9 protein-coding genes are annotated in these 11,519 nt (G+C 46.8%); 3 read left to right on the top strand and 6 right to left on the bottom strand.

All coding sequences use genetic code 11. The features are described 5' to 3' along the window. Nucleotides 1–236 precede the first annotated feature (236 nt). The 3 genes from PV783_RS02205 (at nucleotide 237) to PV783_RS02215 (ending at nucleotide 4,426) form a co-directional block, all read left to right on the top strand. Nucleotides 237–1,382 carry a tetratricopeptide repeat protein gene (locus tag PV783_RS02205; RefSeq protein WP_363432564.1) on the top strand — a complete coding sequence of 382 codons (1,146 nt, stop codon included), beginning with the start codon at nucleotides 237–239 and terminating at the stop codon, nucleotides 1,380–1,382. Nucleotides 1,383–1,494: 112 nt separating this feature from the next. After that, entirely contained in the window at nucleotides 1,495–3,408 is a 1,914-nt protein-coding gene (gene acs, locus PV783_RS02210) for an acetate--CoA ligase (protein ID WP_079471310.1), read from the top strand. 73 nt (nucleotides 3,409–3,481) lie between these two features. Next, the gene (locus tag PV783_RS02215) at nucleotides 3,482–4,426 is read left to right on the top strand and encodes an alpha/beta hydrolase (RefSeq protein ID WP_420986991.1); all 945 of its coding nucleotides are present in this window, start codon (nucleotides 3,482–3,484) and stop codon (nucleotides 4,424–4,426) included. 175 nt (nucleotides 4,427–4,601) lie between these two features. Here PV783_RS02215 and PV783_RS02220 read toward each other — a convergent pair whose 3' ends face one another. From PV783_RS02220 to PV783_RS02245, 6 genes are all read right to left on the bottom strand, one after another. Further along, nucleotides 4,602–5,168 carry a L,D-transpeptidase family protein gene (locus tag PV783_RS02220; protein WP_079471312.1) on the bottom strand — a complete coding sequence of 189 codons (567 nt, stop codon included), beginning with the start codon at nucleotides 5,166–5,168 and terminating at the stop codon, nucleotides 4,602–4,604. Between the two features lie 129 nt (nucleotides 5,169–5,297). After that, nucleotides 5,298–8,237 carry a M16 family metallopeptidase gene (locus tag PV783_RS02225; RefSeq protein ID WP_420986992.1) on the bottom strand — a complete coding sequence of 980 codons (2,940 nt, stop codon included), beginning with the start codon at nucleotides 8,235–8,237 and terminating at the stop codon, nucleotides 5,298–5,300. A gap of 155 nt (nucleotides 8,238–8,392) precedes the next feature. Further along, the gene (locus tag PV783_RS02230; RefSeq protein ID WP_420986993.1) at nucleotides 8,393–8,734 is read right to left on the bottom strand and encodes a hypothetical protein; all 342 of its coding nucleotides are present in this window, start codon (nucleotides 8,732–8,734) and stop codon (nucleotides 8,393–8,395) included. Between the two features lie 29 nt (nucleotides 8,735–8,763). Beyond that, nucleotides 8,764–9,702, bottom strand: coding sequence for an outer membrane beta-barrel protein (locus tag PV783_RS02235; protein WP_079471315.1), 939 nt, complete (start codon nucleotides 9,700–9,702; stop codon nucleotides 8,764–8,766). A gap of 19 nt (nucleotides 9,703–9,721) precedes the next feature. Next, nucleotides 9,722–10,789 carry a hypothetical protein gene (locus PV783_RS02240; protein ID WP_420986994.1) on the bottom strand — a complete coding sequence of 356 codons (1,068 nt, stop codon included), beginning with the start codon at nucleotides 10,787–10,789 and terminating at the stop codon, nucleotides 9,722–9,724. A 23-nt stretch (nucleotides 10,790–10,812) separates the two neighbouring features. Next, nucleotides 10,813–11,298 carry an RNA polymerase sigma factor gene (locus PV783_RS02245; RefSeq protein WP_079471317.1) on the bottom strand — a complete coding sequence of 162 codons (486 nt, stop codon included), beginning with the start codon at nucleotides 11,296–11,298 and terminating at the stop codon, nucleotides 10,813–10,815. Nucleotides 11,299–11,519 lie beyond the last annotated feature (221 nt).

The raw sequence follows: 11,519 nt of genomic DNA on the forward strand, positions 1-11,519 counted from the left end.
CCGTTTGTAGAAACATCTTCCGTAAAAGTAATCAAGCGCCGTAAAGCCTTGTTCGCCACCCCGGGCTAACAAGGCTTTACTTTTTAACTCTCTTGAGTTAACCAGGATCCCCTTCCGCATACCGTATCCCCCGGTAAGCATCCTCCTAAATACATCTTTTATCCTTCCGGCCAGCATCAACTAAGTTTTTCTTTTTAAAACTAAATTCTTAGTTTTAAGGATAAATACTACCTCTTATGCATAGGACAACCCAGTGGTTTATCAGCCTGTTTCTACTTATTAGTATCACAACAGCCGCACAGGCGCAGGAATCTATCGACCGCACCCAACTGATGGAATACCTCCAGAACCAACAGTATGATGCCGCCATCAGCTATCTGCAGCCACGTGTACAGGAAAATAACATCGCGCAGCTTTCCCTCCTGGCATATACCTATTACCTGTCAGGAAAAACAAAAGACGCCATGACCCATTATGAAAAGGTATTGGCGCTGGACAGTAACAATATACCGGCACATCAGTACCTTGCCAGCATCAGCATGCAGCTGGAAAGCCCGCTGCCGGCCATTTTTCACTACCGGCAAATTGTACGGCTGCAACCCGCCAATGCCACGGCATACAAACAACTCAGCTTCGCCTGCTTCGCAGCACAACAGCCGGATACCGCCTTTATTTACCTGCAAAAAGCATATACACTCAACCCGGCAGATCCAAAAGTAACCGCACGCCTCGGGGAAGAACTGATCGAAAAGCAACAATATCCGCAGGCAGACAGCATCCTGCGCACCTTTCTGAAAACAGACTCCCTTCAGCCCACCGTTATCATGACCGCCATCAGATCGGCCTGGTTCCTGAAAAACTATACCCGCTGCACAGACCTCGGTACACAACTGATGCGCATGAATATCCTGTCGCCCAATACCTTCAGCATTGTTGCTGCCGCCTGGTATACGCTCAAGCAATACCAGCAATGCATCGGTGTATATGAATACCTCCTTGCCAATAAAGGCCAGTCTGAAACCATTATGTATTACGCAGCCCTCGCGTACACGGAATTAAAAAACTATACCGCCAGCAATGAACTGCTGCAAACCTGCATCGACATGGCCACCTCTAAAAGCCTGGATAGTTACTATAGTGGAAAGTCGGCCAACTACGAAGGGCTCCGTCAATACAAATCAGCCGTCGCCAACCTGGATACGGCCTACTACCTTTTTCATCAACCCCTGCGCCAATACAGTATTGGCCGCATTTACGAGGTACATCTCCACAACAAACCGCTTGCTACCCGTTACTATAAACGCTACCTGCAACTAGGCAATCCCACCAACCCCCAGGAAGCAGATGTTTACAAATACCTCCGCTCATATGTTGAAAAATAATCTGCTTTTAATATGATTTTTTAGATTATTTCTACCAAACCATCTGGTTTTTCTTAAATTTAAAGCCCGTTAGGAAAATGCTTGTACTTAACCAATAAACAATTACGGTGCTATGTCGTACCCATACCAGATCAAGAGTATCGAAGATTATCAGCAGGCTTATCAACAGAGTGTTATTGACCCGGAAGGCTTCTGGGCCAATGTAGCAGACCATTTTTACTGGCGTCGCAAATGGGACAAGGTATTGGACTGGAATTTTAAAGACCCGGAAATCAAATGGTTTACCGGTGCTAAACTAAACATTACAGAAAACTGCCTGGATCGTCATCTGGGCACATTGGGCAATACTCCCGCCATCATCTGGGAGCCCAACGATCCGGAAGAACACCACCGCATTATCACTTACCGCGACTTATACAACAAAGTTTGCCAGTTTGCGAATGTGCTGAAGAACAACGGTGTTAAAAAAGGCGACCGTGTTTGCATTTACATGGGCATGATCCCGGAACTGGCTATCGCCATCCTGGCCTGCGCCCGTATTGGCGCGGTTCACTCCGTAGTATTCGGAGGATTCAGCGCGCAGTCTATCGCCGACAGGATACAGGATGCACAGTGCAGCCTGGTGATCACCTGCGACGGCGCCTATCGCGGCGCAAAGGATATCCCGCTGAAATCCGTTATGGACGACGCCCTGATGGCATGTCCATCTGTAAAAAAAGTAATTGTATGTACCCGCACCCGCACCCCGGTAAGTATGCTGAAAGGCAGGGACCTGTGGTGGGAAGATGAAATAAAACAGGTGGAAACAATGGGCAATCCGCCCTGCCCCGCTGAAGAAATGGATGCAGAAGATCTCCTGTTCATCCTCTATACTTCCGGCTCCACCGGCAAACCTAAAGGCGTGGTACACACCTGCGCCGGCTACATGGTTTACGCCAACTACACCTTTGTAAATACATTCCAGTACCAACCCGGCGAAGTATATTTCTGTACTGCAGATATCGGCTGGATCACCGGTCACAGTTACATTGCCTACGGTCCGCTCAGCGCAGGCGCCACCACTCTCATGTTTGAAGGGGTGCCTACTTATCCGGATGCAGGCCGGCTGTGGGAAATTGTAGATAAATTCCGTGTAAACACCTTATATACCGCACCAACAGCCATCCGCAGCTTAATGAGCTATGGCCTCGGCCCGGTTAATCATAAAGATCTCAGCTCCCTCAAAAAACTGGGCAGCGTAGGAGAACCGATCAATGAAGAAGCATGGCATTGGTTTAAAGATAATATTGGCAAGGGCAAATGCCCCATCGTGGATACCTGGTGGCAAACAGAAACCGGTGGTATTATGATCACTCCTATTGCCGGCATCACCAAAGAAAAACCAGGATACGCCACCCTGCCACTGCCAGGTGTACAACCTATCCTGGTAGATGAAAATGGAAAAGAACTCAAAGGCAACGGCGTAAGCGGTAACCTCTGTATCAAGTTCCCATGGCCAGGTATGCTGCGCAGCACCTACGGCGACCACGAACGTTTCCGCAAAACATACTTCTCTACCTACGAAAATCTCTACTTCACCGGCGACGGCTGTATGAGAGATGAAGACGGCTACTACAAAATTACCGGCCGCGTGGACGACGTACTCAATGTAAGCGGCCACCGTATCGGTACCGCGGAAGTGGAAAACGCCATCAATATGCACGCCGGCGTAGTGGAAAGCGCTGTGGTTGGGTATCCTCACGATATTAAAGGCCAAGGCATTTATGCTTATGTGATCACCGAACGGCTCACACATGATCCCGAACTGACTAAAAAAGATATCGCGCAAACAGTGGCCCGCATCATCGGCCCCATTGCAAAACCAGATAAGATACAGATTGTAAGCGGTTTGCCTAAAACCCGTTCCGGCAAAATTATGCGCCGCATCCTGCGCAAAATTGCTGAAAACGATATGGACAACTTAGGCGATATCTCTACCCTGCTGGATCCTGGTGTGGTAGACGAAATCAAGAAAGGAAAACTGTAACATATTCCGGAGCTATTTAAAAACGAAGGGATGCAGGATAACTCCGCATCCCTTTGTTATACCTGATTATACAATGAAGCGTTTCTTCAAAAGGCTGGCCTGGACCTGCGTAGTCCTTTTCATATTACTCAATATCATCGGGGCCTTTCATGCCTGGAAATTCACCCATTTCTATGAAGACGGCGGCCGCAGGAACAAACTCCCGGAACAAATGAGCACCGGGGAAAAAATAAAAACCATCCTGTTTGGCGTACGCATCGCCAAATCCGTTACTACCAGTTTTCCATCAGTACCTTATGAAACCGTATTGCTGCATACCGCCGGCGGGCTCCGGCTCGAAGGCTGGTGGATCCCGGCCAAAGCAGCTAAAGGCACCGTTATCCTGTTTCATGGTTATAACGGTAATAAAGGCTCGCTGTTTCCGGAGGCGGACCGTTTCCGCTCACTTGGCTACAATATTTTTTTACTCGATTTCCGCGCCCACGGTAACAGCGAAGGATATACCTGCAGCGTGGGCTACAAAGAAGCAGAAGATGTAAAACTGGCCTGGGACTACGTAAAAGAAAAAAGCAACCAACCCATCATCCTCTGGGGGGTAAGTATGGGTGCTGCCGCTATTTTAAAGGCGGTTCCTGAATACGGGCTCACACCAAAGCAGCTGATCCTTCAGTGCCCGTTTGCCACGCTTACAGACGCCGTAAAAAGCAGGATGCGCTCCGTTCACCTGCAGGCATTTCCGTTTTCACAGATCCTTACCTTCTGGGGAGGAGTAGAACAGGGTTTCTGGGGCGCCGGTTTTAAGCCGGAAAGCTACGCCCGTCAAATACATATGCCGGTGCTATATTTCTACGGAAAACAGGATATCCGGGTAATGCCACAAGAAACGCAGGAGGTATTTTCCCATTTGGGCACCCGGCAAAAAAAGCTGTATATTTTCCCCAATGCAGGACATCAGTCGTTTTGCGGCAAAGATTCCGCAGCCTGGATGAAGGAAGTCACCGCTTTTCTGCAACAATAAAAAAGCGCGCACCATACGAGTGGAGCGCGCTCTTCACAGGATCTGACCCGCCGTTTATATTTGAGTCATGATGCAGTATCACTGCACCACTAGATGCCGTACCTGTTTATGGCGGAGGCTAAATTACAACATGCAACTGCCGCCGGAAGTCACTGCAAATTAATCAGCAAAAACCTTACCGGCGAATAACCACCGGGGTACCTACTTTGATTACCTCGTATAATTCATTGACATCTGAGTTTTTCATACTGACACAACCCAGTGTCCAGTTAATACGTGCTTCCACATAGCTATCCCGGATCCCGGAATTATATTCCACCCCGTGGATACCGATAGCCCCGCCAATACTGGCGCTCGACGATACCATGCCCTGTGACTGACGGTCACGGAATTTCTGCCAGGACACCTCGTTGGGATAGTCCAGCAGCATGAACCGGCTCCAGCTTTTATCCACTCTTTTGGTTAAAATATGGAAGGTCCCTTCCGGTGTTCTGCGATCACCTTCAACTTGTTTATCGGTTTGGTCGCGGTTACCAAATACCACCTTGTAGATTTTTCTCAACGTTACGTCTTCATATACATACAACCGGTAATCGCTTTTATCTATCAGCAGGAAAATTTTATCAGGATCAATGTTGGCAGCATTTAACCTTACACTATACAAATCAGATTCGTTGATAAATCCACTTAGCGGCAGCAGCAACAGAACAGCTACCAACCAGTAATGACAGCACTTCTTCATAGGAGTAATAAATATGCAGATAACGTAGCAGAAGAATAATTTATTGTTTGGGAGATGGGTAGAAAATAGAAAGGCACAAAGCGTAAAGCTTTGTGCCTTTCTATTTTACCTGATTTTTCCTTACCGTAATCAGTAGCCGAAAATCTCTTCCAGCGTGAGTTTCTTCACATCGCCATATTTTTTCAGATCGTCCATGCTGATCTTCTTTTCAGAAGCAACAATGCAATAAGTATATGGTTTATGCGCGAGGTTCTCTTCGTGGAACTTCTTCACTTCGTCAAAGTTCATTTTGTCGATAGACTCGTACACCTGTTTGCGGATATCCGTATTTAATCCCAGCTTCTGAGCCGCCAGGTAACTGAAAATGATACCATCGTTGGTGATACGTTCTGTTTCAATATCCTGCTTCATGCTTTCCTTGGCGGTTTGCAGCAGTTTATCGGCACGGGGCATATCGTTCAGCAGTTCGTTCATGCCTACAATAGCGTCATTCATTTTATCTGCCTGGCTGCCTACGTAAGCCACTACAGAATAGCGCTCATCTTTTTTATCAGGAGATGCGTAGTAAGCATAGGTAGAATAAGCCAGCGCTTTGGATTCACGGATGGTTTGGAATACCACAGATCCCATACCGCCACCAAAGTAGCTGTTGAACAGGGTAACCACACCTGTGTTAGCCGGATTGTATACCGTTGAATTTCTCAGCCAGTTTACTTCTGTCTGTACCATATCATAATCTGCGAACAGCACCTGGTTTTTATCCTGGTTGTCTTTCGCAAATTTCACGGCTTCCGGTGTAGCTTTAAAGGTGGCTGGCAGCGGATGCAGTTTTTTCACATCAGCTGCGGCAGTGGCCAGTGGCTGTGGTCCCCAGTAAATGATGGTATGCTTGTAAGTAGGCAGTTCATGTAAAATGGTAACGAGTTCTGATGCGGAAATACCGTCCAGCTCAGCCTGGCTTAACTGGTTGTTAAACGGATTTTTAGCGCCATACATCGCGTAATTCACCACCCCTTTCATGATAGCGCCCTTATTCAGTTTGCTGTCGGAGCGGCCTTTCTGGATACGGCCTTTCAGTGCTGCCAGGGCCTCTTCGTTAGGCTTGCAGTTAGCAATCACATGTTCAAATAAGGTAACGGCCTTATCAAAGTTTTCCTGCAAACCACTGATCACGATTGTGGTGTTTTCAGTGGATGCGGATACGCTGAAGTTACAGGCAATGTTATAAAACTCCTTGCTGATCTGCTCAGAGGTATATTTATCCGTGCTAAGGTATTGCAGGTATTGCGCTGCCAGGGCCAGTTTCTTATTGCTCCAGGTACCCATATCGAAACGGTAGTAGAGGTGGAAAAGACCATTGTCTTTGTTCTGCACATACATCATATCGGTGTTGCCCACCGCTGTTTTCTGGATATCTTTTTCATAATCCAGCCATTGTGGTTTTACCGGTGTGGCAGGTATAGCGGCCACCTCCTGCAGGAAAGATGATTGTGCTTCCCTGTTTACTTCTACCGGGGTAATAGCAGGCTTCTCCACTTTTTCGATGTTCTTGTCTTCGCCCTTGCGTTTGTAAATAATTACATAGTTGTCGTTGAGGAATTTATTGGCATAGTCAACAATCTGTTTTTTGTTAACCGTACCCATATCATCCACATAGGCCACATCGTACACCCAGTTTTTACCCCTGCTCTTGATGAAACCATCCATGAGGGCGGTAGCGCGGTTGTTATTGCTTTCCAGTCCCTGCAGTTCGCTCAGTTTGGCGTTATTAACGATGGCTTTCACCAGGGTTTCATCAAAATCTCCTTTCTTCAGGATCTCCAGTTGACCCAGTAAAAGTGCTTTCACTTCTTCCAGGGTTTGGCCCTGTTTGGCTTTACCACTCAGCGAGAAGATGGAATAGTCTTTCAGGCCCATTACACCGGCACTGGCGTTCAGCACTTTCTGTTGTCTGTTGATATTCAGGTCCATTAAACCTGCTTTACCATTTTCCAGTATAGACGACATTACGCCCAGTACCAGGTTGGATTTGGTATCGAGCGCTCCGGGCATTCTGAAGGCTATATCTACGCTTTCAGCATCGGGGCCCAGTACTTCTTTTACTACCGGTGATTTGATCGGGGCTTCCGGAGCAGGCTTGTATTCCTTTACCGGTTTGGCTTTCATGTAACTGAATTTCTGATCGATAGATTTGATCACATAATCCGGATCAAAATCACCCGCCATTACGATGGCCATGTTGTTTGGCACATAGTATTCGTTGTAGAATTCGCGGATTACTTTCAGGTTTGGATTTTTGAGATGTTCAACGGTACCGATGGTAGATTGCTGACCATAGTTGTGTGTGGGAAACAGGGCTGCGAGCATCGTTTCGTACACTTTGCGGCCGTCATTATCCAGTCCGCGGTTCTTTTCTTCGTATACCGCTTCCAGTTCGGTGTGGAACAGGCGGAAAACGGGGTCGCGGAAGCGCTCGGCCTGTACGGTCAGGTATTTGTCTATGGCATTGGAAGGGATATCTTCCTCATAAATGGTTTCTTCCACCCAGGTATGCGCGTTGGTACCCTGCGCGCCCATGCCCGACATCATTTTGTCGTATTCATTGGCGATCGCATATTTGGCGGCCACTCCGGAAACGCTGTCTATTTGATGATAAACTGCTTTACGGGCAGCCGGGTCCACTGTTTTATTGTATTTATCATACAAATTGGAGATCTCGTCGATCAGTGGTTTTTCCTTTGCCCAGTCGAGCGAACCATACTTTTCGGTGCCTTTAAACAGGAGGTGTTCCAGGTAGTGCGCCAGGCCGGTGTGGTCTTTCGGATCGTTATCGCTACCGGCGCGGGTGCCGATCAGTGTCTGGATGCGGGGATCTTTTTTATTGACACTCAGGATAACTGTGAGGCCGTTTTTCAGTGTGTAGAAACGTGCCTTCATGGGATCATCGGAAACGTACTTATAGGTGTAACCGCCAGCAGTAGCCTCCTTCCATTGATATTTTCCCTGGGCTCCCGCTACTTTCAGCGAGCAGGCAAACAGGAATAGTAATACGACTCTTTTAAGACTCATACAAATAGTTGGTTTTTTGAAATTAGTCTGTCAAATATACCGGAAGTCCAAATTATAAAGCGGGAAAAAAGGGGAGAATTGTATGAGCGGTAGATGCATAGGAGTTGCAACCGGTTGCCGGCCCGGTGATCAACTTAACAAGATAAGGGGTGATCTCAGGGGTTCTGATTATTATAAATGGTATACTTTCCTCTTACAAAAACCTGGTTAAAAAGCAGGGAATCTATGGCCTTGCTGTTATTAACGGTTTGTTTTTCCGCCTTCGGCCGGCTCCTGTTACGGCTAACCGGAACGGCTATGGTATTGGAGGCAGGAACTACCTGGGAAATGTACCTGGCAGCAGGGATGCCGGCTGGTGCAACTGCTAACGGCAACTGCTCTGGCTGATCAATAAGTAAATTGTTTTTTTCGAGTCTAACGCCTAACAAACGTTTCTCACAGGAGTGAATCCATGCAATGCAACCAATACATGTCATCAAAGCAACAAAAGAACGCATAAACACAATTTAGGACTGGCTAATAAATCTTAGAATCCGTTTAACCGGATACCTATTGAAAATGGATATTGTTGTAACCCATAGTCATGTAATGCCGTAAGGGCAAAGTTTGCATACAACTTTACAGGTCCATAGCCCAGTTCACTGGTAAGGCCAAAACGCCACTTGTTGAGATTGAAGTCGTCCGTTTTTCTAACCTTGCCTCTTTCTTCACTAACCTGCTTGGTTCTGGATTTGAGGAGATAACCACCGGAGACACCAAAGCTCGCCTGGAACGCACGGCTCGGGCGGGCAGGGTTAGAATTAAAATTAAGCATTACCGGGATTGATATATATTCGGCAAACAGCTTATTCTTTGAAAATTCTACGGAATCTCTGATTATTTGTGTAGGATAACCCGGCAAATATGTAATGCTCCGGGCATACCTATAGTTATTCATCTCTAATCCTAAAGCATATAACAAGTTAAGTTTGTGTTTTGTTATATTAAGTCGCTGTTGAAACAGCCAAATATTAAAATTAATTGATTTTCCGGTGATTAGCTTAAACTCTGAAGGCGTTAAAGGCTCACTGGCATCCCTGGGAGCAAAGGTGGCAAGCCCTACGGCAGAGTAATCATATGATTTAGACACCGGGGCAGGCGCTCCGTTATAATAAGCGCTGTTATTGGGGTAATAATTTATAAAGCTGGCGCCGTTATAGTCGCTGTGATCAATATAGTTGTTGAATCCCAGGTCAAAAACGAACCATTTGGTCTGCAGGTTCTTTTTGAGCTTCTGGCGTGCATAGGCGGTATCGTTATAGAACTTATAACTGGTACGCCCCTTATCATTCTTGCCTTTGATAATGATCAATCCTTTGATCTGTATGGTGTCCGGTGGTGCCGGTGTATTTTTATCTGCCTTTTGCGCATGAGCCCATCCGCCACATAATACCAGTAACAAAATGAGTAAAAATTTATGCTTCATATGCTATGACCATGATTTATTATTTATTCCTTTTACGGGAAAAAAACTTCGCAACATTGGTTACCTTATCTAAAATCCGGCTGTCGCTGCCACTAACGGACATGATCAGCTCACCCGGAGCCCCGGGCTGTTCGGTTACAGGGACTATCTTATTATTTAAATGATCGTTTGTTTTGGGCGTATTTGCTGCTGCCAGTACCGTTTCCTTATTCACTTCCGGGCGAACGGCCGCAATATGGGCATTACCCGCCTGTTGCAGGTGCTCTTCCACTACTTCACTCATAGAGTTGCGCTGTGGAGGCAACTGGGAAATAACCGGCGCCTCTGTTTTGGGGGCGTCTGCGGCTGCCAGTACAGGTTCATTTACCGGGGCGGCAGCGGGTTTGCTGTTGCGTGGTGTTACCGTCTTACGGCTCTTAGCCAGTAACGGTTGATTGGTGCGCGGTGTAACGGCAGGTACTTCCACTGTTGCGGTTGCAGATTGGTCCGGGGTAGCAGGGGTAGTTATTGCAGGAGCAACGGCTGGTGCCGGTACAGTGGCAGCTGGTGGCGTGTTTACCGCAATAGCTGGTTTTTGTGCCGGTTGATCACCTGCCGGTAATAACCAGATAAACAGGCCCGCTACTACCGCGGCAGCAGCAGCTCCCCACATCATACGGCGATACACCGGGACAACCCGGCGTTTGCTGCTTCTGTACAGGGATGCTTTATCAGTAAATACCAAAGTGGTATCGGGCGTGAGCTTGGTGGCCTGCAATAAGGCCAGTTCCCGCTGCGCAGCCGGGTGTTGCTGCAGGTATTCCTGCAAAGTGGCTTCCTCAGCGGCCGTCAGCTCGCCGTCGATATAACCCAGCATTAATACTTCGTAATCAACGGCCGCTGTTTTATATAAAGCAGCTTTATTATCAAAAACAACGTGTGTATCCGGCGTCAGTTTTGTTCCTTCCAGCAATTCCAGCTCCTGGCGGAACTGGGGATGCTTCTGCAGGAAAAGTTCCAGCGCGGCCTGTTCTGTCTCATTCAGCTCACCGTCGATGTAGCTGAGGAGATAGGACTCGTAGTTTGATATGTTAATTTCTATCGACAAAAATCTAATTTATTACAAAAATATTATATAACATTCTCCATTTTTACCAGGTAATTCTTCAGATGGATCCTGGCCCTGTGCAGGTAAACCTTTACCTGGGAAGGATTCAGCTCCATCATTTCTCCTATTTCCTCGTAGGAATATCCTTCATAGTCCTTGAGCATAATTAAGGAGCGCTGTACCTCACTGAGCTTGGATAATGCCTTTTCTATCACTTCCTTCGCGTTATGTATCTTATGATCCGAAACTTTATCCTCGTCTTTAAACTGGTCTACAAGTGTGATCCGCTTTACCTTACGTACATGATCGATCATATTGTGGTATCCAACTGTAAACAGGTATGACTTAGCCTTTTCAAAAGGCACATCCTGGCAGTGTTTCCACAATATCTCGAATGAATTCTGTACTACGTCCCTGGCGTCTTCCGCATGCTCCAGATTCTTTACTATAAAGCGGAATAAATTGTCCGAATACAGATCCACGCATTTATTGTACTCCTTTTCCGTCATTCCGGTGGTGCGGGATTTTAGTGCTAAGTTCCGACAAATACTTTAATACCCATCATTGACCAAATCCATTTTTGTTACCCACACCTACTCTAAAGCTGGTTCATTTATCCCGCACAGTTGTAGTAACAGTTCCTTTCAAACTGAGCATCAACCTCTTATCAAGTATGCTCTTTCAGCATCTTTTAACAAAGGGGTGAATTATCAGTTTTCCACTTCATGGT

Source organism: Chitinophaga sp. CC14 (genome assembly GCF_048957795.1).
GTDB lineage: Bacteria > Bacteroidota > Bacteroidia > Chitinophagales > Chitinophagaceae > Chitinophaga > Chitinophaga ginsengisegetis.

Excerpts from the sequence above, each read along its gene's own strand:
- PV783_RS02205 (WP_363432564.1), top strand. The coding sequence starts at position 237 with ATGCATAGGACAACCCAGTGGTTTATCAGCCTGTTTCTACTTATTAGT.
- acs (WP_079471310.1), top strand. The coding sequence starts at position 1,495 with ATGTCGTACCCATACCAGATCAAGAGTATCGAAGATTATCAGCAGGCT.
- PV783_RS02215 (WP_420986991.1), top strand. The coding sequence starts at position 3,482 with ATGAAGCGTTTCTTCAAAAGGCTGGCCTGGACCTGCGTAGTCCTTTTC.
- PV783_RS02220 (WP_079471312.1), bottom strand. The coding sequence starts at position 5,168 with ATGAAGAAGTGCTGTCATTACTGGTTGGTAGCTGTTCTGTTGCTGCTG.
- PV783_RS02225 (WP_420986992.1), bottom strand. The coding sequence starts at position 8,237 with ATGAGTCTTAAAAGAGTCGTATTACTATTCCTGTTTGCCTGCTCGCTG.
- PV783_RS02230 (WP_420986993.1), bottom strand. The coding sequence starts at position 8,734 with ATGCGTTCTTTTGTTGCTTTGATGACATGTATTGGTTGCATTGCATGG.
- PV783_RS02235 (WP_079471315.1), bottom strand. The coding sequence starts at position 9,702 with ATGAAGCATAAATTTTTACTCATTTTGTTACTGGTATTATGTGGCGGA.
- PV783_RS02245 (WP_079471317.1), bottom strand. The coding sequence starts at position 11,298 with ATGACGGAAAAGGAGTACAATAAATGCGTGGATCTGTATTCGGACAAT.